This window comes from Kribbella qitaiheensis, from assembly GCF_042657745.1.
In the GTDB taxonomy this organism is placed as follows: Bacteria; Actinomycetota; Actinomycetes; order Propionibacteriales; family Kribbellaceae; genus Kribbella; species Kribbella qitaiheensis.
In genome coordinates this window covers 49,709-72,179 of sequence record NZ_JBHSKE010000042.1, presented here as the reverse complement: position 1 = coordinate 72,179, position 22,471 = coordinate 49,709, and the positions used below count along the sequence as shown (strand labels likewise).

Annotated in this window: 27 protein-coding genes; 14 read left to right on the top strand and 13 right to left on the bottom strand. The window is 68.5% G+C overall.

Features of this window, described 5'->3' with window-relative positions; all coding sequences use genetic code 11:
• Positions 1-35 precede the first annotated feature (35 nt).
• Positions 36-794 carry a DNA repair protein RecO gene (recO, locus tag ACFPJ1_RS26560; RefSeq protein WP_380107954.1) on the top strand — a complete coding sequence of 253 codons (759 nt, stop codon included), beginning with the start codon at positions 36-38 and terminating at the stop codon, positions 792-794.
• Between the two features lie 684 nt (positions 795-1,478).
• Here recO and ACFPJ1_RS26555 read toward each other — a convergent pair.
• The 3 genes from ACFPJ1_RS26555 to ACFPJ1_RS26545 form a co-directional block, all read right to left on the bottom strand.
• The gene (locus ACFPJ1_RS26555; RefSeq protein WP_380107952.1) at positions 1,479-2,480 is read right to left on the bottom strand and encodes a hypothetical protein; all 1,002 of its coding nucleotides are present in this window, start codon (positions 2,478-2,480) and stop codon (positions 1,479-1,481) included.
• The gene (locus ACFPJ1_RS26550) at positions 2,474-3,076 is read right to left on the bottom strand and encodes a hypothetical protein (protein WP_380107950.1); all 603 of its coding nucleotides are present in this window, start codon (positions 3,074-3,076) and stop codon (positions 2,474-2,476) included. The genes ACFPJ1_RS26555 and ACFPJ1_RS26550 overlap by 7 nt, the downstream gene beginning before the upstream one ends.
• A 165-nt stretch (positions 3,077-3,241) precedes the next feature.
• On the bottom strand, positions 3,242-3,436 hold the full coding sequence (locus ACFPJ1_RS26545) for a PIN domain-containing protein (protein ID WP_380107948.1): 195 nt from the start codon (positions 3,434-3,436) through the stop codon (positions 3,242-3,244).
• A gap of 104 nt (positions 3,437-3,540) precedes the next feature.
• Here ACFPJ1_RS26545 and ACFPJ1_RS26540 point away from each other — a divergent pair, with 104 nt between their 5' ends.
• The 3 genes from ACFPJ1_RS26540 to ACFPJ1_RS26530 all read left to right on the top strand — a co-directional run bounded on the left by ACFPJ1_RS26540 (position 3,541) and on the right by ACFPJ1_RS26530 (position 5,478).
• Entirely contained in the window at positions 3,541-4,344 is an 804-nt protein-coding gene (locus ACFPJ1_RS26540) for an isoprenyl transferase (RefSeq protein WP_380108153.1), read from the top strand.
• Between the two features lie 181 nt (positions 4,345-4,525).
• Positions 4,526-4,690, top strand: a complete 165-nt coding sequence (locus tag ACFPJ1_RS26535; protein ID WP_380107946.1) for a hypothetical protein — start codon at positions 4,526-4,528, stop codon at positions 4,688-4,690.
• Positions 4,687-5,478, top strand: coding sequence for a hypothetical protein (locus ACFPJ1_RS26530; RefSeq protein ID WP_380107944.1), 792 nt, complete (start codon positions 4,687-4,689; stop codon positions 5,476-5,478). Before ACFPJ1_RS26535 ends, ACFPJ1_RS26530 begins: the two co-directional genes overlap by 4 nt.
• Positions 5,479-5,483: 5 nt before the next feature.
• Here ACFPJ1_RS26530 and ACFPJ1_RS26525 read toward each other — a convergent pair whose 3' ends face one another.
• From ACFPJ1_RS26525 to ACFPJ1_RS26510, 4 genes are read right to left on the bottom strand one after another with little or no spacing between them, the layout of a single operon-like run.
• On the bottom strand, positions 5,484-6,134 hold the full coding sequence (locus tag ACFPJ1_RS26525) for a response regulator (protein ID WP_380107942.1): 651 nt from the start codon (positions 6,132-6,134) through the stop codon (positions 5,484-5,486).
• On the bottom strand, positions 6,131-7,348 hold the full coding sequence (locus ACFPJ1_RS26520; RefSeq protein ID WP_380107941.1) for a sensor histidine kinase: 1,218 nt from the start codon (positions 7,346-7,348) through the stop codon (positions 6,131-6,133). Before ACFPJ1_RS26520 ends, ACFPJ1_RS26525 begins: the two co-directional genes overlap by 4 nt.
• Positions 7,349-7,392: 44 nt before the next feature.
• The gene (locus tag ACFPJ1_RS26515) at positions 7,393-8,238 is read right to left on the bottom strand and encodes an ABC transporter permease (protein ID WP_380107939.1); all 846 of its coding nucleotides are present in this window, start codon (positions 8,236-8,238) and stop codon (positions 7,393-7,395) included.
• Entirely contained in the window at positions 8,235-9,119 is an 885-nt protein-coding gene (locus ACFPJ1_RS26510) for an ABC transporter ATP-binding protein (protein WP_380107937.1), read from the bottom strand. The genes ACFPJ1_RS26515 and ACFPJ1_RS26510 overlap by 4 nt, the downstream gene beginning before the upstream one ends.
• 294 nt (positions 9,120-9,413) lie before the next feature.
• Between ACFPJ1_RS26510 and ACFPJ1_RS26505 the strand changes: the two genes are divergently transcribed.
• The 3 genes from ACFPJ1_RS26505 (at position 9,414) to ACFPJ1_RS26495 (ending at position 12,276) form a co-directional block, all read left to right on the top strand.
• Positions 9,414-10,508, top strand: a complete 1,095-nt coding sequence (locus tag ACFPJ1_RS26505) for an S-(hydroxymethyl)mycothiol dehydrogenase (RefSeq protein WP_380107935.1) — start codon at positions 9,414-9,416, stop codon at positions 10,506-10,508.
• Entirely contained in the window at positions 10,508-11,113 is a 606-nt protein-coding gene (locus ACFPJ1_RS26500; RefSeq protein WP_380107933.1) for an MBL fold metallo-hydrolase, read from the top strand. The genes ACFPJ1_RS26505 and ACFPJ1_RS26500 overlap by 1 nt, the downstream gene beginning before the upstream one ends.
• Before the next feature lie 923 nt (positions 11,114-12,036).
• Complete coding sequence (locus tag ACFPJ1_RS26495; RefSeq protein ID WP_380107931.1) at positions 12,037-12,276, top strand: hypothetical protein; 240 nt, start codon at positions 12,037-12,039, stop codon at positions 12,274-12,276.
• A 59-nt stretch (positions 12,277-12,335) separates the two neighbouring features.
• Here ACFPJ1_RS26495 and ACFPJ1_RS26490 read toward each other — a convergent pair whose 3' ends face one another.
• From ACFPJ1_RS26490 to ACFPJ1_RS26475, 4 genes are all read right to left on the bottom strand, one after another.
• The gene (locus tag ACFPJ1_RS26490) at positions 12,336-12,737 is read right to left on the bottom strand and encodes a Fur family transcriptional regulator (RefSeq protein WP_132296894.1); all 402 of its coding nucleotides are present in this window, start codon (positions 12,735-12,737) and stop codon (positions 12,336-12,338) included.
• 83 nt (positions 12,738-12,820) lie between these two features.
• The gene (locus tag ACFPJ1_RS26485; protein WP_380107929.1) at positions 12,821-13,825 is read right to left on the bottom strand and encodes a metal ABC transporter permease; all 1,005 of its coding nucleotides are present in this window, start codon (positions 13,823-13,825) and stop codon (positions 12,821-12,823) included.
• Positions 13,822-14,583, bottom strand: a complete 762-nt coding sequence (locus ACFPJ1_RS26480; RefSeq protein WP_380107927.1) for a metal ABC transporter ATP-binding protein — start codon at positions 14,581-14,583, stop codon at positions 13,822-13,824. The genes ACFPJ1_RS26485 and ACFPJ1_RS26480 overlap by 4 nt, the downstream gene beginning before the upstream one ends.
• Positions 14,580-15,596 (bottom strand): metal ABC transporter substrate-binding protein, encoded by a 1,017-nt coding sequence (locus ACFPJ1_RS26475; RefSeq protein ID WP_380107926.1) that lies wholly within the window; start codon positions 15,594-15,596, stop codon positions 14,580-14,582. The genes ACFPJ1_RS26480 and ACFPJ1_RS26475 overlap by 4 nt, the downstream gene beginning before the upstream one ends.
• Positions 15,597-15,648: 52 nt before the next feature.
• On the opposite strand from ACFPJ1_RS26475, the gene ACFPJ1_RS26470 reads away from it, so the two are divergent.
• Together ACFPJ1_RS26470 and ACFPJ1_RS26465 are read left to right on the top strand one after the other, a co-directional pair.
• A complete protein-coding gene (locus ACFPJ1_RS26470) occupies positions 15,649-16,974 on the top strand; it encodes a YibE/F family protein (protein WP_380107924.1) in 1,326 nt (441 codons plus the stop codon).
• A 75-nt stretch (positions 16,975-17,049) separates the two neighbouring features.
• Positions 17,050-17,262, top strand: a complete 213-nt coding sequence (locus ACFPJ1_RS26465; protein WP_380107923.1) for a DUF305 domain-containing protein — start codon at positions 17,050-17,052, stop codon at positions 17,260-17,262.
• On the opposite strand, the gene ACFPJ1_RS26460 is transcribed toward ACFPJ1_RS26465, so the two are convergent.
• Positions 17,240-18,472 (bottom strand): FAD-dependent monooxygenase, encoded by a 1,233-nt coding sequence (locus tag ACFPJ1_RS26460; protein ID WP_380107922.1) that lies wholly within the window; start codon positions 18,470-18,472, stop codon positions 17,240-17,242. The genes ACFPJ1_RS26465 and ACFPJ1_RS26460 overlap by 23 nt on opposite strands.
• Positions 18,473-18,575: 103 nt before the next feature.
• Here ACFPJ1_RS26460 and ACFPJ1_RS26455 point away from each other — a divergent pair, with 103 nt between their 5' ends.
• On the top strand, positions 18,576-19,115 hold the full coding sequence (locus tag ACFPJ1_RS26455; RefSeq protein WP_380107921.1) for a TetR/AcrR family transcriptional regulator: 540 nt from the start codon (positions 18,576-18,578) through the stop codon (positions 19,113-19,115).
• Between the two features lie 41 nt (positions 19,116-19,156).
• Here the strand turns inward: ACFPJ1_RS26455 and ACFPJ1_RS26450 are convergent, their stop codons facing one another.
• Positions 19,157-19,471: a DUF6703 family protein gene (locus tag ACFPJ1_RS26450; protein WP_380107919.1), complete on the bottom strand. Its 315-nt coding sequence runs from the start codon at positions 19,469-19,471 to the stop codon at positions 19,157-19,159.
• A 76-nt stretch (positions 19,472-19,547) separates the two neighbouring features.
• On the opposite strand from ACFPJ1_RS26450, the gene ACFPJ1_RS26445 reads away from it, so the two are divergent.
• The 4 genes from ACFPJ1_RS26445 to ACFPJ1_RS26430 all read left to right on the top strand — a co-directional run bounded on the left by ACFPJ1_RS26445 (position 19,548) and on the right by ACFPJ1_RS26430 (position 22,466).
• Positions 19,548-19,859 (top strand): hypothetical protein, encoded by a 312-nt coding sequence (locus ACFPJ1_RS26445; RefSeq protein WP_380107917.1) that lies wholly within the window; start codon positions 19,548-19,550, stop codon positions 19,857-19,859.
• Positions 19,860-19,980: 121 nt separating this feature from the next.
• On the top strand, positions 19,981-20,277 hold the full coding sequence (locus ACFPJ1_RS26440) for an antibiotic biosynthesis monooxygenase family protein (protein ID WP_132194176.1): 297 nt from the start codon (positions 19,981-19,983) through the stop codon (positions 20,275-20,277).
• A gap of 93 nt (positions 20,278-20,370) precedes the next feature.
• Positions 20,371-21,756: a glycine--tRNA ligase gene (locus tag ACFPJ1_RS26435; protein ID WP_380107915.1), complete on the top strand. Its 1,386-nt coding sequence runs from the start codon at positions 20,371-20,373 to the stop codon at positions 21,754-21,756.
• Positions 21,757-21,812: 56 nt separating this feature from the next.
• Positions 21,813-22,466 (top strand): hypothetical protein, encoded by a 654-nt coding sequence (locus ACFPJ1_RS26430; protein WP_380107913.1) that lies wholly within the window; start codon positions 21,813-21,815, stop codon positions 22,464-22,466.
• Positions 22,467-22,471 lie beyond the last annotated feature (5 nt).

The window sequence follows — 22,471 nt, the reverse complement described above, 5'->3', positions numbered from 1 at the left end:
CCGAGTATTCGTGCGCGACCTGAGAGAATGGGCCAGTGCCGCTCTACCGTGACGAGGCGATCGTGCTCCGCACCCAGAAACTGGGCGAAGCCGATCGCATCGCCACGCTCCTGACTCGCGGCCACGGCAAGGTCCGCGCGGTCGCGAAGGGCGTCCGCCGTACGTCGTCCCGCTTCGGCGCCCGGCTCGAACCCTTCAGCTACGTGGACCTGCAACTCGCGACCGGCCGGACCCTCGACGTGGTCACCCAGGCCGAGTCAATCGCGGCGTACGGCGAAGGCATCGTCGGCGACTACGCCCGCTACACCACTGGCACGGTCCTGCTGGAGACGGCCGACCGCCTGGTCGTCGAGGAGAAGGAACCCGCCACCCAGCAACACCTCCTCCTGGCCGGCGCTCTGCGCGTCCTGTCCAGCGGTGAACGCACACCCGGCCTGGTGCTCGACTCGTTCCTGCTCCGCTCGCTGGCGATCTCCGGCTACGCCCCGTCCTTCGCCGACTGCGCGAAATGCGGCGAACCAGGCCCCCACCGAGCCTTCAACCCAGCAGCCGGCGGCATGGTCTGCAGCACCTGCCGCCCCCCAGCCTCCGCCATGCCGGCCCCCACCACCGTCACCCTCCTGGCCGCCCTCCTCTCCGGCGACTGGCCCACCGCCGAATCCACCGACCCCCGAACCCGCCGAGAAGCCTCCGGCCTGGTCTCAGCCTTCGTAACCTGGCACCTAGACCGCCAACTCCGCTCCCTCCCCTACTTGGACTTAACCCCCAAACCAGCCCCCGCCACCGAAGCCTGACCGCCCCGACCCGACCACCTGCCGCCATCCGAACCCGCTAGAGGTATCGCGCCGCGTCCGGGTTCCCCTCTCCCCGCAGGGGCAGCAGGCCTTCCCCAAACCGGCACTTTGTGCACCGCCTGAGCAGATCCCGACGCTCCAGACGCTCACCCGGTGCACAAGGTGCGGCCCCGAATATCCTGTCCCAGATCCCCAGGGAGTGTCCCCGGCCCCCACAACCGCACAGCCTCGGCTCCAGGCCGGCGATCCAGCCGCCCGATGACGGGTTGTTCGGCCGCTGGCGCCTTAGATGCCGCCAGCCTTCGAACAACCAGCCAGTGCTCGACCAAGCTGCCGGCACCAGCCCCTGACCCGGCGCAACCCACCACCCACCGGGCGAAACCCATCCCTGGGACCGTCGGCGTACCGAAGAACAGGAAGTACCCGCCGCGCAGATCCCGCCGACGGCCGGCTCACGACCGGAACCTCAGCAAACAGCTCGGTACCGACTGTCGCTCGGTACGCCCCACTCCGCGACCTTCAACCCGCTCCGCCTCAGACCTCCCCGCGGGCTCCGCCGAATGCATCTTCCTCGTCTCCCCGAGGACTGAGGCGCTGGTCTCCCGCTGGCGGACGGAGTACTGGCCGTCGTCGAAGTCGGTGCACCAACGAGCGAGCGGCAGAACGTGCTGACCTGCCAGCTGATCAGCATCCGGCAGACTGGCTCGGCTGACTGACCCGATCCCCATCCGGATCAACAAGCACCGGGATAGCTTCACCAATCTGCATCTGGGTCGCGGCCTGCTGCGTCATCGCGATCTGCCCGGTGTCCCCAAGCGTGCTCTGCCAGGTGATATCCCACTCAGCCGTAGCAGTCACCTTGTACTTGCAGTCGGCCTGCTCCCGCGAAGTCTTCCGATACCGATGCCCACAGTCCGGCGAGTCCTTGACCCCCATCGCCTTGCTGTACGCCGTACCGGCCCCCTCGCAACGGATCGTCTTACCGTCCCCCATATTCCAGTTGATAGCCCTAACCTGCGCCCTGGCAGTAACGGTCAACCCCGGCACACTGGCTTCCCGAACAATCGGCCCATAAGTGTTCTCGGACTTCACCACCCACAACCACACAGGCATATTCACCAACCCCACCTGCCCGACCCCCGGCGCCGACCTCACCAGCGGCGGCTTGAAGTTCATCGTGGCCACGGCTCGGTACGCCAGTGTCAGGGGATCTGTGACCACTGTGTCCGGCGCTCCCGGCAGCCACACCCACCTGGTCACCAAGTGTTCGCCATCGTCATATCCCTGCTGCCGTACGCAGGCCCAGACGGAGCCGTCCGTATGTCCCTCCCACCGAGGATCCCCAGGCGGCGGCTGAGGCTCCCAACGCTGCATATAACACTGCTGGCTGTTGGACCAATTGCCGAAGTCAGAGGTGCAGGCTTGTGCGGCGCCGCCGAACTGGCAGACCTGCTTGACCTTTTTGCCGGGTTGCTTCGCTGGATTCGTCTCGGTCGAACCGTCCTCGCCCATCACGTTGCTCGCTACCCAAGCGCATTCATCGAGGGAACCGAAGCACTTCCACTCATAGTTCGGGCCAGGCTTAGGCGGCCGGGGATCAGCAGCAGCGGGACCGACTGACGCGAACGCCGAGCTGGCGAGAATCGCCGTCACAATCAGCACTGTGCGAGTTGTCAGGTTCAACATGCTCCTGCCGCCTTGTCCTCTATCAGGAACCAGATTCTCGGCCCACCCGTCGAGGGCGATGCGTAAACCAGTTGAGACTTGAACCTGTGGCGCTTCCCGTTGCCCGGTCCCATCGGAACGGGTTTGTTGTCCTTCCGGAACCGCGTCACGACCGCGGAAGTGTCGATGCAGTTCGTGAGCCGTACCTCGGGCTGCGAGTTGTCGAGCTTGACGGAGTCCACCTGAGTCGACGGGATCTTGACCCGGCCCGCCCGGTACCAGCCAAAGGACTTCAGGCTTGACACATCCTGCGTGACGGCGAGGATCCAATTGCCGCCGACGCCCGCCTTCACCAGCGCAGCACGGTTGAAGTTGGTCGGGTTCGCGAATGCGTTGTCCACCGCCGCGCGGGCGGCGACGTACCGGGCTTTGGCGGCGGCGATGGCTGCTTGTTCTTCTGCCGTGTAAATCGGAGTGGTGGGCGCCGTCGGGGTGGCGGTCGTAGGGGTGCTGGGTGGGGTGGCGTCCGGTCGACCGGCTTCGGGGGAGTTGTTGCAGGCGGCTAGGGCGAGGGTGGCGCACAGGGCCGCGGCGGGAAGAAGCGGTCGGCGGATCATGCGGGAGGGACTCCGTTCGCTGGGTGTTGCAGGCCGTACAAGGTTGCCATACGGAGGGTGTTCGACCCGAGGGTTGTCCACAGGCTGCAGGTAGTTGCAGGAGAGTCAGGGGAGGGTGCGTCGGGGGACTATCCAGCGGGTCGGTTGGGGCGGTGTGGCGGGCCATCAGGTCGAAGTCGGCGTCGCATGGACGAGCGTGACGCCGTGGCGTTCGGCGACTGCGGCGATCAGGAGGCCGGGGGTAGAGGCCGCTCGGTGGTTCGCCTTGGCGGCGAGGAGGCCCTGGACCTCGATCGCGCGCCGGAAGTCGGCGTCTTCGGTCGCCAGCCATTCGAGACCGGACTCGAGTTCGTAGCGCATTTGCTGATGAGCGCTCTACGGCCATGCGCCTGCCGGGGGGTTGCTGGGGTAGGACGGCGATGAGAGAGGATCTGGGTATGTCGCCTATTGGTCGTCGTCGGAGCGTGGTGAGGTCGGGTCGCCGGGGGCCCGTGGTGGCGCCGGAGGTGCATCCTTCGGGGGCCCGGGCGCCGGCGATTCCGCTGGAGTTGGTGCCCAGGCACGTGGCGATCGTGATGGACGGGAACGGGCGCTGGGCGAAGGCCCGGAATCTGCCGCGGACCGAGGGGCACCGGGCGGGCGAGGCTTCCCTGCTGGACGTGATCAAGGGCGGGATCGAGATCGGCGTCAAGTACATCTCGGCGTACGCGTTCTCGACCGAGAACTGGGCCCGTTCGCCGGAGGAGGTCCGGTTCCTGATGGGGTTCAACCGGGACGTGATCCACCGGCGGCGCGACGAGCTCGACGCGATGGGGGTGCGGGTGGTCTGGTCGGGGCGGCGGCCGCGGTTGTGGAAGAGCGTGATCTCCGAGCTCGAGTACGCCCAGGAGCGGACCAAGGACAACGACACCATCACGCTGCAGTTCTGCGTGAACTACGGCGGGCAGGCGGAGATCGCCGACGCGATGAAGTCGATCGCGGCGGAAGTTGCCGCGGGCAAGCTCAAGCCGGATCGCATCAACGAGAAGACGATCGCGCGGCATCTCTACGCGCCGGACATCCCCGAGGTCGACCTGTTCGTCCGGTCGTCGGGTGAGCAGCGCACGTCGAACTTCCTGGTCTGGCAGCTCGCGTACGCCGAGATGGTCTTCCTCGACACGCTGTGGCCGGACTTCGACCGCCGCGACCTCTGGCGCGCGATCGAGCTCTACGCCCAGCGCGACCGCCGCTACGGCGGCGCCATCCCCAACGAGGTCAAGCCCGCCTGACCGGTACTACGTACGGCGAGCGCACTCGCGTGTGCCGCACGCTCGGACGCCAGTACTGCGCAAGCAGTCGCAAGCTCGCGTAGGGCGTTCCGCGAGGGCGGATCTGGTGGGAACGCCGATGGACCGGGGGCCGTCTAGGCTCGTCGGGATTGTTCAGCGTCATCGAGAGGAAGGGCCGAGCGTGCAGGATCAGCCGACGGAGCCGATGCCCGGAGTACCGGACGAGCAGGCGCCGGACCCCAATCTTCGAGCCGCGCGGAAGGAGATCCGCGACGTCGAGTCGATGCTGCGGAAGGCGATCGCCGAGGACGACGAACTCGCCGAGCACGAGGACGCGGGACGATGAGCACTCAGCAAGAGCAAGCCGCCGCCCAGCTGACCGACGAGACCGCGAGCGCGCTGGTGACGGCGAAGACCGCGCTGACGCTGGCAGCCGACGCCGCGCACGACGTCGACGCCGGCTTGCGACGGGCCGAGGACGAGATCGGTGAGCTCGCCGGCCAGGCCAACCGGATGTACGACTCGGACCTGCCGGATCGTCAGATGATGTATGCCCAGGAAGCGGCAGGGGAGATCGGCCGGCGGATCGGGCGTGGGCACGAGGGGCTCGACGAGGTCCGGCGACAGTTGGGCCGAGCCTCCAGCGCGCTGGAAGCCGGGCGGCAGTCGCTCGGGCAGCTCGAGCAGGTGCCGGGGCAGCAGGGTGAGGCGACGGCGCGGTTGCGGGGTCGGCTGGATTCGCTGAGCCAGGTCGTCGAGGCGGCTGGGCGAGGTACTGACCGCGCAGCTGAGCGGCTGGCGGAGACGGGCCGGGATCTCGACAGGCTGCGGCAGTCGCCGGAGCGCGTGCAGGATCGCGAAGAGGCGGCCGACGCGATCAGGCGGGCCGGGCGGAACGTCGACGAGGGCGTGATGGACGTCCGCGGCGGGTTGCGCGGTCTTCAGCAGGGCCTGGAGGATGCCGGCTCCGAGGCCACCACCGCCGCCCGGGAGAGCGTCGAGCTGGCGACGGCGGCTCGTGCCGGACTGAACCCGACGCCGGCCTCTGCGCAACGTGTCAGCCAAGGCGCCGCCGAGCAGGACCTGAGGCACCGGTCCGCCGGCCCGACCCAGGGCGCGGACCGCGACAGGTAGAACCTCTAGCGGCGGGGCGACGGCAGTAGGCCTCGTTCCAGAGCGACCGTCACCGCGCGGGTGCGGTCGTCGACGTCGAGTTTGGTGAAGAGGCGCTGCAGGTGGGTCTTCACCGTGGCCTCGCCGATGAAGAGTTCCCGGCCGATCTCGGCGTTGCTCAGGCCCCGGGCGACCGCGGCCAGGACCTCCAGTTCGCGCGGCGACGGTTGTACCGCGGCGGGCGCGGCCGGAGTACGGAGGCGGCTCATCAACCGGGCTGCGACCGGTGGTGCAAGGACAGTCTCGCCACGGGATGCGGCGCGGATCCCGTCCAGGAGCTCAGTGTGCGGGGTGTCCTTCAGCAGATACCCGGCAGCGCCGGCTTCGACCGCGTGCAGGATGTCGGTGTCGGTGTCGTACGTCGTCAGCACCAGCACCTTCGTCGCGGGATAGCCCGACACGATCGCACCGGTCGCGGAGACGCCGTCGCGACGGGGCATCCGCAGATCCATCAGGACCACGTCCGGCCGGGTGGACTCGACGAGGGCAAGAGCCTCCTCGCCGTCGCCTGCCTCGCCGACCACCTCGATGTCGTCCGTGACGGCGAGCATGCCGATCAGTCCGGAGCGAACCACCGGGTGGTCGTCGACCACCAGCACGCGTACGTTGTCCGTCACGAATCCTCCTGACCTGTGGCTGGGATGAGCACTTGTACGCGAGTACCGCGGCCCGGGGCGCTGTCGACCTGGACCGTGCCGCCGGACTCCTCGACGCGTCCGCGCATGGCCGCGAGTCCGTACCCGGAAGCCGGCGCCAACGGCTCGAACCCGGATCCGTCGTCGCTGATCTCGATCGCCACCCCGTCGGCCGACATGCCCAACGTGATCCGTACCCGGGTGGCTCCGGCGTGCTTGCGGACGTTCGCCAACGACTCCTGCGCCGCCCGCAGCAACACCACCTGCTGTCCCTGCGGCAACGCGGCCACCTCATCGTCCGGCATGTCGAGAGACACCTGTACGTCGACTCCCGTCTCCGCGGTGAAGCGTTCGGCCTGCCGGCGCAGTACTTCGGTCAGCGTGGCGCCGGACAACGCCACCGGGGTGAACGCGGCCACGAGCGCCCGCGCCTCGGCCAGGTTCTCCCGGGCCGTGTCCTCGATCGCGGCGAGCCTGGCGGCGGCGGGATCGGTGGCTCCCCGGGACAGCTCCACGGCCGCGGTCTGCGCGAGCATCACGATCGACGTCATGCCCTGCGCCAGGGTGTCGTGGATCTCGCGGGCCATCCGCTCGCGCTCGGCCATCACACCCGCCGTGTGGTGCGCGTCAGCCAGCTCGTCGCGGGCGGCCTCGAGCTCCTCGATCAGCTCGGCACGCTGCTGGCTCTGGGTGATCACCTTCTCGATCCAGATGCCGAGCAGGATGCTGACCACCAGGCTGATCAGCATCCACGGCAAGATCTCCCAGAACGCGTCGAGAGTCCAGCCGGCCGACCAGAGCTGGGCAGCGCCGACCGTCGCGAGCACCAGGAAGCTGAAGAAGATCGCGTCGCGGACCCGGTTGCTGAGCAGCCAGATCTGCGGGGAGACGATGAACAGGATGAACACCGACTGCGGGTAGATCGCGACCGCACCGGCCACGCAACCGATCATCAGCAGGCGATACAGGTACGACGGCAGCAGGCGGCGGGAGCGCATCGCGGGCTTGGCGACGAACTCGTAGCCGAGCCCGAGCGTAGCCAGCAGGCCCAGGTAGATGAGCTGGTCCCGGTTGCTCAGATCCGAGACCAGCGACGCGATCGCGGTGACGCTCAGCAGTGCCCAGAAGACGATGTGCCAGGCAACCAGCGTGCGGATCCAGACCGGCTGGTCGATCTTGTCGCTCGTGGGCTCCATAGCCACTATCTTGCTCCAGTACCGCCACCGCTCGCTCATGACGGTCAGCCGGCGTCCCGACGGGTCCAGCGGAAGACCCGCTGGGCGATCAACAGTCCGGCCACCAGCCAGATGCTCAGCACGATCGCGCCGGTGCCCAGCTGCCAGGAGCCGCCAGGCTCGTTCGCCTCGAAGCTGTCCGGCAGGAACACCGACCGCATGCCCTGGGCGAGCCACTTGAGCGGGAAGATCTCGGCGACCGTCCGCATCCAGACCGGCAGACTGCCGTAGACGAAGTACACGCCGGACATGAACTGCAGCAGCAGGACCACCGGGGTGACGACCGCGGAGGCCGCCTTGCCGGACTTCGGTACGACGGAGAACGCGATGCCGAGCACGGATCCGGACGCCGTACCGAGCACGAAGATCCACACGAAGTTGATCCACTTCACTGGCTCCGTCGGGATGTCCACCCCGAGCGCGAGCCCGGCGATCACCAGCAGCAGCGCGAACTGCATCACCGACGTCGTCAGGACCAGACCGATCTTGCCGATGAAGTAGGACTGCGGCGACATCGGCGTACCGCGCAGCCGCTTGAGCAGGTCCTCGTCGCGTTCCATCGCGATCGTGATGGCGAGCGACTGGAAGCTGGTCAGGAAGATGCCGGAGGCGATCATCCCCGGCGTGAAGTAGGTCGCCGCGTCCACGCCGTCGGCGAACTCGGTGCCGCTGAAGACGGCGGAGAAGATGCCCAGGAAGATGATCGGGAAGAAGAAGGTGAAGATCAGCTGCTCCTTCTCCCGGAAGAACTGCTTCACCTCCAGCCCGGTCCGCGACAGGCCGACCTTCAGCGGCGTCGGCAACGGCTTGGCGGTGCGCGTCGGCGCGGTCGTGGTGGTCAGCATGCTCATCGGACGGCTCCTTCGAGAACAGCGGGCTCGGCGCCCACGGAGGCGATCAGTTCCAGGTAGATGTCTTCCAGGCTCGGCCGGCGCACCTCGAGCTCGGGCACCTCGCCGTTGAACCGCGCCATCAGCGCCGCGACCTCCGCGGCCGGCTGGTCGGTCCGTACTTCGTGCGCTCCGTCGGCGTCCAGCCAGGACACCCGCGCGGTGCGAGCGCCGCGGCCGCCGAGGGTCTCCGGCGTACCGACCTCGACCATCCGGCCGTCCGCGATCACGCCCACCCGGTCCGCCAGGTGCTCGGCTTCGTCCAGGTAGTGGGTGGTCAGCAGGATGGTGGTGCCCTCGGTCCGCAGGTTCTCGATCAGCGTCCAGAACTGGCGCCGAGCCTCGGGGTCGAACCCGGTGGTCGGCTCGTCCAGGAACAGCAGTTCCGGGTTGCCGATCACGCCGAGCGCGACGTCGAGTCGGCGGCGCTGACCCCCGGACAGCTTGCGGGTCCGCGTCTTGCGCTTCTCCTGCAGCCCGACCCAGGCGATGACCTCCTCCGGGTCGCGCGGAGAGGGGTAGTAGCCGGCGTAGTGGCTGATCAGTTCGGCGACCGACAGTTCCGCCTCGTCCCGGGAGGACTGGGCAACGATGCCGATCCGGCTGCGCCAGTGCCGGTCACCCCGGGCCGGGTCGATGCCGAGCACGCTGATCTCGCCCTCGTCCGCCCGGCGGTACCCCTCCAGCACCTCCGTCGTCGTGGTCTTGCCGGCGCCGTTCGGCCCGAGCAGGGCGAACACCTCGCCCCGGTGGATGTCCAGGTCGACGCCCGCGACGGCGACCTTGTCCGGGTAGCGCTTGACGAGTCCGCGGACCCGCACTGCGTTGTCGTTGTCGGTCATGGGTCAACCTTCCCGTCCGCGCACCCCCGCCCGGGAGCGCCGAACGACGGACCGGCTGTCCACCGGTCGGGGGACAGACACCTGTACTCCGATCCGCCTCCTTCCCGTACTGCGAGCTGCCGCGCGCTGGAGATCCGCCGAGCGGCGGTCCGGAGTACAGGGCGCGGGCGGTCCGGAGTACAGGGGGCGGGCGGTCCGGAGTACAGGGGGCGGGCGGTCCGGAGACCGGGAAATCCGCGGCACGACGCGCGCTGGGGCAGACGAGAGGTGGCGGCGCCGGTTAGGTTCGGGCACATGAGCCAGACCGTGCGTGGAGTAGTCGCCCTGAGCAAGGGCGCACCGGTGACCATCGAAGAGATCACGATCCCCGATCCGGGCCCGGGGGAGGCGGTGGTGAAGGTGCAGGCGTGCGGCGTCTGCCACACCGACCTGCACTACCGGGAGGGAGGCATCAACGACGACTTCCCCTTCCTGCTGGGCCATGAGGCGGCCGGTGTCGTCGAGTCCGTCGGCGAGGGCGTCACCGACCTCGAGCCCGGCGACTTCGTAGTACTGAACTGGCGGGCGGTCTGCGGCAACTGCCGGGCCTGCCTGCGTGGCCGCCCCTGGTACTGCTTCAACACGCACAACGCCAAGCAGAAGATGACCCTTGCCGACGGCACCGAGTTGTCGCCGGCACTCGGCATCGGCGCTTTCGCCGAGAAGACCCTGGTCGCCGCCGGTCAGTGCACCAAGGTTGACCCCGCCGTCAAGCCCGAGGTAGCCGGCCTGCTCGGCTGCGGCGTGATGGCCGGCCTCGGCGCCGCCGTGAACACCGGCAACGTCGGCCGCGGTGACACCGTCGCCGTGATCGGTTGCGGCGGCGTCGGTACTGCGGCCGTCGTCGGCGCGCGCCTTGCCGGAGCTGCCCGGGTGATCGCGATCGACCTGGACGAGCGGAAGCTCGACGTCGCTAAGGAGCTCGGCGCGACCCACACGGTGAACTCGAAGGGCCTGGACCACGACGGTGTGGTCGAGGCCGTCCAGGGGCTCACGGGTGGTTTCGGTGCGGACGTGGTGATCGACGCCGTGGGCCGTCCGGAGACGTGGAAGCAGGCGTTCTACGCGCGCGACCTGGCCGGGACCGTGGTACTGGTTGGCGTGCCGACGCCGGAGATGCAGCTCGACATGCCGTTGCTGGACTTCTTCGGCCGGGGCGGCTCGCTCAAGTCGAGCTGGTACGGCGACTGCCTGCCGACCCGCGACTTCCCGCTGCTGATCGACCTGCACCTGCAGGGACGGCTGCCGCTGGACCGGTTCGTGTCCGAGACGATCGCCCTGGACGAGGTGGAGGCCGCCTTCGACAAGATGCACCGCGGCGACGTACTGCGCTCGGTGGTGCTCTTCTGATGCCGGCCCGGATCGAACGCCTCATCACCTCGGGAACCTTCAGCCTCGACGGCGGGACCTGGGACGTCGACAACAACGTCTGGCTGGTCGGCGACGACGACGAGGTACTCGTCATCGACGCCGCCCATGACGCCGACGCAATCGTCAAGGCGGTCGGTGGCCGCCGGGTGGTCGCCCTGGTCTGCACCCACGGCCACAACGACCACATCAACGCGGCCGGCGGCTTCAGGGACAACACCAAGGCCCCGATCTGGCTCAACCCGGCCGACCGGATGCTGTGGGACACGCAGTACGAGGTGGCGCCCGACCACGACCTCGAGGACGGAACGGTCTTCGAGGTCGCCGGTACCACGCTGCGCGCGATCCACACCCCCGGCCACAGCCCCGGCAGCACCTGCCTCTACGCGGAGGAACTCGAGGCCGTCTTCACCGGCGACACCCTCTTCCACGGCGGCCCGGGAGCCACCGGGCGCTCGTACTCCGACAAGCCGACCATCCTCGAGTCGATCCGCACCAAGCTCCTCACCCTCCCCACAGGCACAGTCGTCCACACCGGCCACGGCGACACCACCACAATCGCCGCAGAATCCATCAACATCAGCTGACCCTTAGCGGGCGGCGACGGTGCACCGGACCTGGAGCCGGAGCCGGACCGCCACCCCATCAATCGAGCCTGCCCCGTCGGCCGCCACGCTCACTGGCCACCTGCCGACGGGGCTCCGCCGGGCGAATGATGGGCTGGCGGTCCGCGGGACCCTCGCCGGTCCGCGGGCGCTGGCCGGTCCGCGCTTGCCGGTCCGAGGTCGAGTGGCGCTGCCTCGGACGGGGGCGGACTGCCACCACTCACCAACCTCGTCGAGTGCGCCACTGCCAGGCTCACTCCCGCGTATCACCGGCCCGGAGCGGAGGCTTGGTGAGTGGTGGCCGTCCGGGGGCTCCCTGCGCCGAGGGGCACCGACTCGCCTCGGCCACCAGCAAGTCCCTAGCGGGCGGCGGCCGCGCCGCAGTACTAGAGCCGGACCGCCACCCCATCAATCGAGCCTGCCCCACCGGCCGCCACGCTCGCCAGCCAGGTACCGACGGGGCTCCGCCAGCCAATTGATGGGCTGGCGGTCCGCGCGCGCTGGCCGGTCCCGCGGGCGCCTGCCAGTCCGGGGCCGGGGTGGCGTCCCGCCTCGGACGGGGCGGACCGCCAGCACTCGCCAACCTCGTCGAGGGTGCTCCTGCCACTCTCACCCCACTTACCACCGGCCCGGAGCGGAGGCTTGGTGATTGGTGGGCGTCCGGCAGTTGCCGGACCGCCATCCCACATCAATCTGGTCGGCTCGCTCGGTGTCACGCTCAGCGCCGAGGGTGCGAGGGCGTTCCGTTGGGCGATTGATGGGCTGGCGGTCCGCGGGCACTGGAGATCTGGCGGGTTGCGGCCGCGCCGTACTGGGGAGCCGGACCGCTATCCCACCAATCCAGCCGGTCTCAGCGCCAGCCACGCTCGCTGGCAAGGTGCCGACGGGGCTACGTCGCGCGATTGATGGGCTGGCGGTCCGCGGCCGCTGGCCGGGCCGCAGTCCTGCTCGGAGCCGCCTATGGCATCGCGGTCGTCTCTGGCCTGCTCGAGATCCAGCGCATCGCCGCAGCGAACGGCGGAGCCGATCTGGCCGGGCTGACCGGCGTCTACTCGGTCGCCTACGTGGGGTCCTGCTGCCGTCGATCCTGGTCGCGATCGCCGGCCTCGCCCCGTACGCCGTACTGCTGGCCGGGGTCGCTCTGATCACGCTGGCGTGCACCGGCGTGGTCGTGGCCTCGTCCCGGCGGCACCTGCCCGCTTGATCAGGCCTTGCCGGGCTGTTGGCACTCGGCGCAGGTGCCGAAGATCTCCAGGGTATGGCTGATTTCGGCGTAGCCGTGCTCGGCGGCCACCTTGTCCGCCCAACGCTCGACTGCCGGGCCCTCCACCTCGACGGTGCGACCGCAGTTGCGGCAGACCAGGTGGTGGTGATGCCCCTTGGAGCACCGCCGGTACGCCGTCTCGCCGTCGGCCGTGCGCAGTACGTCGACCTCGCGGGAGTCGGCGAGCGCCTGCAGGGTCCGGTAAACCGTGGTCAGGCCGACGGCCTCGCCCGCGCCCCGGAGCTCCTGGTGGATCTCCTGGGCGGTCCGGAAGTCGTCGAGATTGTCGAGCGCGGAAGCGACCGCTGCGCGCTGACGGGTCGAGCGTGTTCCGATGGCCACCGTTCCTCCTGTCATTCCGTCACCGCGATTTCCCCGGCAACCCACCAATTCTCTCAGAACTCAACAACTGAGTGCCTCGGGCTCTAGTGCTCATCCCAGTGGTCTCCGTGCGCTGCGTGCAGGTGTCCGTCGTGGACGTAGTCGACGTGGTCGCCGTGCTCGACCGCTGGGTGGCCGCACTTCTTGTCGTGGGCGTGTTGGTGGGCGGTGCTCGTGACGTGCGGCGCGGGCTCCGGTACGCCGATCTCGGGTTCCTCGTCGGCGAGGGGCGCGAGGACGCCACGGCGTCGCCGTACCAGGGTGCCGGCGATGGCGGCGACCACGAAGCCGGCCAGGGCCAGTACGACGATGGTGGCGCCGGGGGCGACGTTCGCGTTGTACGAGGTGATGATCCCGGCCAGGCAGGCGGTGACCCCGATGGCACAGGCGGTCATGAACGTCGTGCGGAACGACCGCGTGAACTGCTGCGCGGTAGCCACGGGAACAACCATCAGCGCGCTGACCAGGAGCAACCCCACGGTCCGCATCGCGACGGTGACCGTGACCGCGGCCATCACCGCGATCAGGAGGTTCAGCAGCTGGACCCGCAGTCCGGTGACCCGGGCGAACTCCTCGTCCTGGCACACCGCGAACAGCTGCGGCCCGAGCCCGATCGCCACCACCAGCACCGTCACGGCCAGCCCGACCACGACGTACAGGTCGGAGGGCGACACAGTGGTCAGCGAGCCGAAGAGATAGGTGTTCAGCGTGGCCGCACCCTGCCCGGCCAGACCTATCAGCAACACACCGCCCGCGATACCGCCGTAGAAGAGCAGAGCGAGCGCGACGTCACCACTGGCCTTCCCTCGCGCCCGGACCAACTCGATCGCAGTGGCACCCGCGATGGCAACCAGTACTGCGGTCAGCACCGGCGCCGTCCCCGTCAGGAGCCCCAGCGCGACACCGGTGATCGCGATGTGGCCGATGCCGTCTCCCATCAGGGACAACCGGCGCTGCACCAGGTACGTGCCGATCGCCGGGGCCGACAAACCCGTCAGCAGACCGGCGATCAGCGCCCGCTGCATGAACTCGAGCTCGAACATCGTCATGACAGCCACCCCGGCTCGTCGTCAGCGGACCCGTGCGGGTGGACGTGTGCGTGGGTCTGGGAGGCGTGCGGCGCTCCGTCGTACACGATCCGCCCGCGGCGCAGCACCACCGAGCGGTCGATCAGCGCATCCATCGGGCCGAGGTCGTGGCTGACCATCACCACGGTGGTGCCGCGGGCGACGCGTTCGCGGATCGCCTCGGCGAAGATGCCCTGGCTGGCCAGGTCCACCCCGGCCGTCGGCTCGTCCAGGATCAGCAGGTCCGGGTCCGACACCAGCGCCCGGGCGATCAGCACCCGCTGCTGCTGGCCGCCGGACAGCTCGGCGACGCCGTCCTTGCGCCGGTCCGCCATGTCGACGATCTCTAGCGCCTCCTCGACGGCAGCCCGGTCGGCCGCCTTCAGCGGCCGGAACAACCGCCGCTTGGACAGCAACCCGGACGACACGACTTCCTGCACGGTCGCCGGTACGCCGCCCGCCGCGGTGATCCGCTGCGGTACGTAGCCGATGCGCTGCCACTGGCGGAACCGCGGCACCGGAGTACCGAACAGCTTGACCTCGCCCCGGGCTGCCGGGAGCAGGCCGACGATGGTCTTGATCAGGGTGGACTTGCCGGAGCCGTTGGTGCCGAGCACGGCCACCACCTCACCCTGGCGGATCTGCAGATCGACGCCCCGGAGTACGAGGCGACCGCCCAGGTCGACCGAGAGATCGGCGACCTGGACGGCCATCGCGGAAGAGCTCGGTTCCTGTGTCACGCGCAGCTGTTCGCCTTCCGGAGCTCCTGCAGGTTCTCGCGCATCAGCGAGAGGTAGGTCTCCTGGGAGTTCGCGTCCGAGAGCCCCTCGATCGGGCTCAGGACCGCGGTCTTGACGTGGACGTCGCGGGCGATCGACTCGGCCACCTTCGGGCTGACGAGCTCTTCGTAGAAGATCGTGGTCACCTTCTGCTCGCGCACGATGTCCTGGACCTCCTTGATCCGCGACGGGGTGGGCTCGGCGTCCGGGGTGAAACCGGCGATGCCGACCATCGTCAGACCGTACCGCTTCGCGAGGTAGGCGAATGCCTCGTGGCTGGTCACGAACGTCTTCAGCTTGCAGTCCGCCAGACCGGTCTTGTACTCCGTGTCCAGCTTGGTCACCTCGCCGAGCAAGGTGGTCGCGCGCTGCTTGTACGCCTCCGCGTTCGCGGGGTCGACCTCGACCAGTTTGTCGGTGACGGCCTGGACCACCCCGGCGTACCGGACCGGGTCCAGCCAGAAGTGCGGGTCCAGGGCGTCCTCGGTGTGCGCCGCGGCGTCGGTGTCGGCGGCCGGCTCGACGTACGCCGCGGGCTTGGCCGTGCCGGTCGGGGTGGAACCGCTCGGGCCGGCCGCCTCGCCCTCCTCGTGCTCCTCGAAGTTCGCGCCGGTGGCCTCGAGCTTGGCGGCAGGTGCCACGTCGAAACCGGCGTCCTTCGCGTTCTGGTCGACGGCCTCGTCCACGGCCGGCTGCAGGCCCTTCTCGAACACCACCAGCTTCGCCTCGGCGATGGTCCCGACCTGCTTGGGGGTGAGCTCCAGGTCGTGCGGCTCGACACCCGGCGCGGTCAGCGTGGTGACGTTCACGGCGTCGCCCCCCACTGACTTCGCGATGAACTCGAGCGGGTAGAACGAAGTGACGACGTCGAGCTTGCCGCCCGAGCCGCCTGCGGACGAGTTGCCGCAACCTGCCAGAGTGATCGTGGCAAGGGCGGCGAGGCCGGCGACGACGGCACGAGTACTAGATCTCATGACAATCATTTTCATTTAAGTGGGGATGGTTGTCAAAACAGGGAGTTGACGGATGGCAAGGCGGAACGTCGGGCGCAGGCGAGCCGACACCAGGTCGAACCGCGGGCGCCGGATCGAAATTCCGCACGGTCACGGGCATGGACACGGACACGGTCACGGCGATGCGGTGGTCGATACGTCGGTGGTGGACTCGGATGCGGTGGTCGCCAGACGTGTCCGCATAGTGGTCGCGGCCCTCCTGATCCCCCTGATCACCGCCGCGGTGGTCGCCATGATCGTGATGTGGCCGGGCGGGGATCTGAAGGTTCCCGCGGCCGAGCAGACCGGGGCGAGTGGCACGGTCGTCTCGCTCAAGCCGTGCACCGAGACTCCGGCCGACTGTGATCTGGCGACCGTGAAACTGCGCAAGGCGCCCGGCTCGGACAAGGGACTCGAAGTACCGGTCGAGGTGCCGAAGGGCAAACAGGCCGCGGTGCCGATCGAGATCGGCGAAAAGGTGCTGCTGGGCGTTCAGAAGGGCGCGCCGCTGGAGAGCAGATACCAGTACGTCGACCACGACCGCTCGATCCCGCTCATGCTGCTGGCCGGTATCTTCGCGGTCGCGGTGATCGCCCTGTCCCGGTGGCGAGGCGTCAGTGCGCTGATCGCTCTGGGCGTCACGGCGCTGACACTCACGCAGTTCATCCTGCCGGCTATCCTCAAGGGCTCGAATCCGCTGCTGGTGGCCGTGGTCGGGGGCTCGGTGATCATGGTGATCGCCCTGTACCTGACCCACGGCATCAACGCCCAGTCCTCGGTGGCGCTGGCGGGCACGATCTCCGCACTGGGGCTGACGGCATTCCTCGGCTGGGCCTTCGTGAAGGTCGGCGACTTCTCCGGCCTCGCCACCGAGGGCGCGTCGGCGATCAAGAGTTACGTGCCTGGTCTCGACCTCACCGGCCTGCTGGTGGCCGGCATCGTGATCGGCGCCCTCGGTGTACTCGACGACGTGACGGTGACGCAGGCGAGCGCGGTCTGGGAGTTGTCCGCCGCGAACCCGTCGGCCGGCCGCGCGAGCCTGGTCGGCGCCGGCCTGCGGATCGGCCGGGCGCACGTCGCGTCGGTCGTCAACACCTTGGTGCTCGCGTACGCCGGAGCCGCGCTGCCGATCCTGATGACCTTCGCGATCGGCGGGGTGTCGACCGGCTATGTCATCACCACCGAGATCGTGGCCCAGGAGATCGTTCGAGGCCTGGTCGGAAGCCTCGGCATCATCGCCGCCGTCCCGCTCACCACGGTGCTCGCCGCGCTCGCCGTCGCAGACCGCTCCCGCGACCTGGTCGGCACCGTGGAATCCGTTCCGGGCGGGGCTGAATCCGGCGCGGAGAAGATGCTCTGATCCTGACCCGATCGCTGGGTCTCAGGCAGATTCGCGGATGACGAGCTCGGTGGGGAGGTCACGACATGCCCGGGCATGATGACCGAGCCCGAAATAATTGCCCTAGGCAACGCGAGTGGGCAGGCCTTCGACCTGCTCTTCGAGAAGAACCTGAAAGAACACCTCGACCAGTCGATCGTGGTAGCCCGCAGCATCGCCACGGCCGGCAAGGAACCCGCGGTGAAGAAGCTGGCCGCCTCCATCCAAACCAGTCGCTGGGTCCAGCTCAAGCAGCTCGCGGCGCTCTGACGAGGTCGCTGTAGTCGGGGAGTGGTAGCGAGTCGAGGGCCTTGCCGACGCCGTTCTGGGACCAAAGCTTGCGCTGTAGCCAGAGAGGTAGGTGTGGCAGGACGCTTGCCGCGATCGGGACGGCTCGTAGGGCGGTCGCGCTGTTCGGGATGATCGAGCCCATCACCTTCGGGCCGACTGCGCGGCTCAGATCGACGAAGCGCCGGATCTTGTTCTCGTAGTTCCGCAGCCCGGACGGCAGATCGGCGCGGGCCGCCGCCAACTCACCCGCCAGCACGTACGCCGTGACGACGGCGAGGCTGGTGCCACCACCGACGGCCGGGCCCGGGCAGTACCCCGCGTCGCCGACCAGGCCGATCCGCCCGCGCTGCCAGGAGTCGAGGGTGATCTGGGTGATCGAGTCGAAGTAGAAGTCCGCGGCCGCGTCCAGGTGCTTCAGCAGGCGAGGCACCTCCCAGCCGTAGTCGCGGAACTCGTCCGCCAGGATCCGCTTCTGCTGGTCCTTGTCGCGGTAGTCGTACCGCAACTCCTCCCGGCGGCGGAACATGAAAGCGGCCCGGGCCTGGCCTGTCTGGTGCACGCCGTAGGTGCTGGCGATCCTGCCGATCTCCATGTGTACGAGCATCCGGTTGCCCAGTGCGAGCTCGTCCGGCATCGAGTACACGCCGAGGTAGCCGCCGAGTGGCCGGCGCATCGACTCCTCCGGTCCGAATGCGAGCCGGCGGACCGTCGAGTGCATGCCGTCGGCACCGATCACCAGGTCGAACCGGCGGGGCTCGCTGTGCTCGAAGGTGACGTCGACCCCCTGGCCGTCGTCGTTCAGGGTGGCGATGGAGTCTCCGAAGAGGTACTCGGCGCGGTCGCGCGTCACGCCGTACAGGAGGCTGGTGAGCTCGCCGCGGAGGATCTCCACGTGGCGGTCGGAGATGCCGGAGCTGAGCTTGTCGACGTTGATCTCGACCGGCTTCTTGCCGTTGCGGAACAGCGTCATCAGCTCGGTCCGGGTCCGCGCCGCCTGGACGGCCTCGCCGATCCCCATCCGCCGGGCGACTTCGACGCCGGAGCCGAACAGGTCGACCGCGTGGCCTCCGAGCCCGTGGCGCAGGGCCGGCGTGCGTTCGACGATCGTCGGCTCGAAGCCGTACTGCCGCAGCCAGTAGGCCAGCACCGGCCCGGCCACGCTCGCGCCGGAGATCAGCACCTTCTGCATTGTGTCCACCCCCTGATGGATTTGCTTACTTAACGGAAGGTAAGCAATCGCGAGCGGCCTTGTCAATGGCTTACTTAACGGTAGGTCAGCTAAACTCCGCGGCATGCCGAGAGCGCGGAGCGGGGACACCAAGGCGAGGATCCAGGCGGTGGCGCTGGATCTGTTCGCCGAGCAGGGCCTGCAGCAGACCAGCCTGCGGCAGATCGCCGACCGGCTGGGCGTGACCAAGCCCGCGCTGTACTACCACTTCGCGTCCCGCGAGGAACTGGTCAGCAGCCTGGTGACACCGCTGTTCGACGACTTCACCACGTACGTCGAAGAGCAGGAGGCCGCGGCGTCAGCGGATCCGCGTGCGCTGCTCGAGTCGTACTTCGACCTCGCCTACAAGCACCGGCGGCTCATCCAGGTCGCCATCAGCGACATGACCGTGCTGCACCAACTGGACCTGGCGTCGAAGTTCATCGACTGGCGGCAGCGGTTGATCGCCCTGCTGATCGGCCCGGATCCGTCCCTGGACCAGCAGGTCCGCGGCATGGTCGCCCTCGGCGGTCTCTCCGACTGCGCGGTGATGTTCGAACACGTCGACCCCACCGACCTTCGGGCTGCCGCTGTCGGAGCCGCTGTGGACACTCTGCAGGCCTGACTTAGCCGGCACCCAGCTGGCTCCGACTCGGTTGGTGTCGCTCAGCCGTTGGCGATGCGGGAGACGCCGAAGAGCAGAATGACAAGGACGGAGAAGACACGGATGGCGCGCTGGCCGTTCGACACCACCGGCCACGACAGGAAGCCGAGCCAGGCGAGCAGCAGCGCGAGCAGGATCAGCGCGGGGACGCCGGCGGCGACCGGCGCGAACACCCCGATCAGGGCGAGCACCAGCGTGATTCCGGGCAGCGTCAGCTTCGGCATTTCGTGCAGCTTCGCCACCACCGGGTAGCTCAACTTGGTGATTCGCGTCCGGAGCGGACTCGACGGCTGACTGCTGGGAGATGCGCTGCTCATCTCCACAGTGTTCCAGCCCCCTGGTCGACTGTGGATAGTCGCCTCCGCGCGGACCGCGTTTGGTTACAGTCTGTGGATGAACGGTTTGCCATCAGTCGACGACATCAGCCGCGACCTGCCGGGGGTCCTGAGCCGGTTCCGCGAGGGATCCACCCGTGCCTTCAGCTTCGGCGACGAGGTGCCGGAGGCTGTGGTGCTGTCGACGTCGCAGTACCGGTTCCTCCGCGGCGACGACGAGCCCCCGGCCGGCGTGGTCGACGACCCCACCAAGCGCACCTACAACACCGAGCCCCTGCCAGACAGCAGACCCTTCAGTCTCGACGAGATTGCCGCCCTGATGGGCCCAGAGGCCGTACAGGATCTGAAGGATCTCCGCGGGACCATGTGACGACAGGCAGCCGGGCCTGAACCGATTCGGCGATCGCCCCGCCTCGTCCGTAGGCAATCAGGCGCAGCGGCCGTACCGGGGCGGTGTGGATCGCGCTGCGTGACGCCGTACGCTTGCGCGCGTGTTCGTGGTGATCAGGTTCCGGGTCGACGAGACCGCGCAGCCGGAGTTCTTGGGGCGGCTGGAGACGGCTGTCGAGGTGTTGTCGCGGCAGAAGGGATTCGTCGCGGCCCGGACCGGGCGGAACGCGGACGACCCCGAACTCCTGGCGCTGAGCATGGAGTGGGAGAACATCGGCAGCTACCGCCGCGCGCTCTCGCCGTACGAGGTGAAGCTGGCGGCGGTGCCGCTGCTGTCGCAGGCGATCGACGAGCCGACCGCCTACGACGACCTGAGCGAGTTCGCCCCGCTGCGCTGAGCGGCGATCGATCGTCGCGAGCGCGGATGCGACGAGGGCCCTTCCGGCCCGATAGCCTGGACCCTTCCCGTACCACCAAACTGGAGTCGAAAAGTGCCCGTGGATACCGTCGATGCCGTCGTCAGCCTCAGTAAGCGGAGAGGCTTCGTGTACCCGTGCGGCGAGATCTACGGTGGTACCAAGTCGGCCTGGGACTACGGACCGCTCGGTGTCGAGCTGAAGAACAACGTGCGCACCCAGTGGTGGCGCTCGATGGTGACGAGCCGCGACGACATCGTCGGGCTGGACTCGTCGGTGATCCTGCCGACCAAGGTGTGGGAGGCCTCCGGCCACCTGTCGGAGTTCGTCGACCCGCTGACCGAGTGCCAGTCCTGCCACAAGCGGTTCCGCGACGACCACCTGCGCGAGGACTACGCCCGCCGCAAGAACAAGGACCCCGAGGACGTCAAGCTCGCGGAGATCGCCTGCCCGAACTGCGGCAACAAGGGCACCTTCACCGAGCCGCGGATGTTCAACGGCCTGCTGAAGACCTACCTCGGCCCGGTCGAGTCGGAGGAAGGCCTGCACTACCTGCGGCCGGAGACCGCGCAGGGCATCTTCATCAACTTCGCCAACGTGATGGGCACCGCCCGGAAGAAGCCGCCGTTCGGCATCGCCCAGGTCGGCAAGAGCTTCCGCAACGAGATCACCCCGGGCAACTTCATCTTCCGGACCCGCGAGTTCGAGCAGATGGAGATGGAGTTCTTCGTCGCGCCGGGCAGTGACGAGGAGTGGCACGAGTACTGGCTGAAGGCGCGCTGGGACTGGTACACCGGGCTCGGCCTGAACCCGGAGAACATGCGGCTCTACGAGCACCCGAAGGAGAAGCTGAGCCACTACTCGAAGCGCACCGTCGACATCGAGTACAGGTTCCACTTCGGCGGCAAGGAGTTCGACGAGCTCGAGGGCATCGCGAACCGGACCGACTTCGACCTGTCCACCCACTCCAAGCACTCCGGCGTCGACCTGTCGTACTTCGACCAGGAGAAGGGCGAGCGCTGGACGCCGTACGTGATCGAGCCGGCGGCCGGCCTGACTCGCAACGTGCTCGCGTTCCTGCTCGACGCCTACACCGAGGACGAGGCCCCGAACGCCAAGGGCGGCGTGGACAAGCGGACCGTACTGCGCTTCGACCCGCGGCTGGCCCCGGTCAAGGCGGCGGTGCTCCCGCTGTCCCGCAACGCAGACCTGTCCCCGAAGGCGAAGGACCTGGCCGGCGAGCTGCGGAAGAACTGGAACGTCGACTTCGACGACGCCGGCGCGATCGGCCGTCGCTACCGCCGCCAGGACGAGATCGGTACGCCGTACTGCATCACCGTCGACTTCGACACCCTCGACGACCAGGCCGTGACGATCCGCGAGCGGGACTCGATGAAGCAGGAGCGAGTCGCCCTCACCGAGGTGACCGGCTACCTCGCGCAGCGTCTGGTGGGTTGCTGACGATGAGTGGACGGACGCTGCGGGGACTTCTGACGCCCGGCCACACTAAGTTCGGCGTGGCCGTATTCGGTCTGAGCGCACTGGTGGTCTTCCTGGTCGCCGGTTGCTCGGACTCACCTCCGGACAACAACGCCGCCGGCACCCCGTCGGCGTCCAACCCGACCGCGCCGGGGTCTACCGCGCCGATCCCGACCGCCTCGACGCCGACGCTGAAGCCGTTGCCGACGCCCTCGAAGCCGTGGCCGACTCCTTCGGTGAAGGGTGAGCCGGCCTCGGATGCTCCGCTGGCTCAGCGGATCCGCTTCGCGATCTCCAAGAAGGCCCAGATCGCCGCAGGCAAGGCCGCCACCACGACGGTGAACTGCCCGGGGATAAACGACGCTGAGAAGCCGGGCACGCACAACCTGACCTGCACGGTCACCTATGCGGGCAAGTCATACCCGGGCAAGCTGACGATCGAGGCGAAGCAGTACAGCGCGTCGTACAAGTTCACTTCGGACTCGCTGGCGGTCGTGAAGGCGAAGGTCGTTGACGCGGTGCAGCGGACGGTCGCCGGAGCGGCCAAGGTGACCTGCACGATGGACGACGTCGCCGTGGTCAAGCACACGTCCGAGGGGATCTCCTGCGACGTGACGACGACCGCCAACGCAGTACAGCCCTACAAGGCGCAGGTATCCGGCAACGGCCAGATCCTGGTGACGACGGCCTGAGCAAC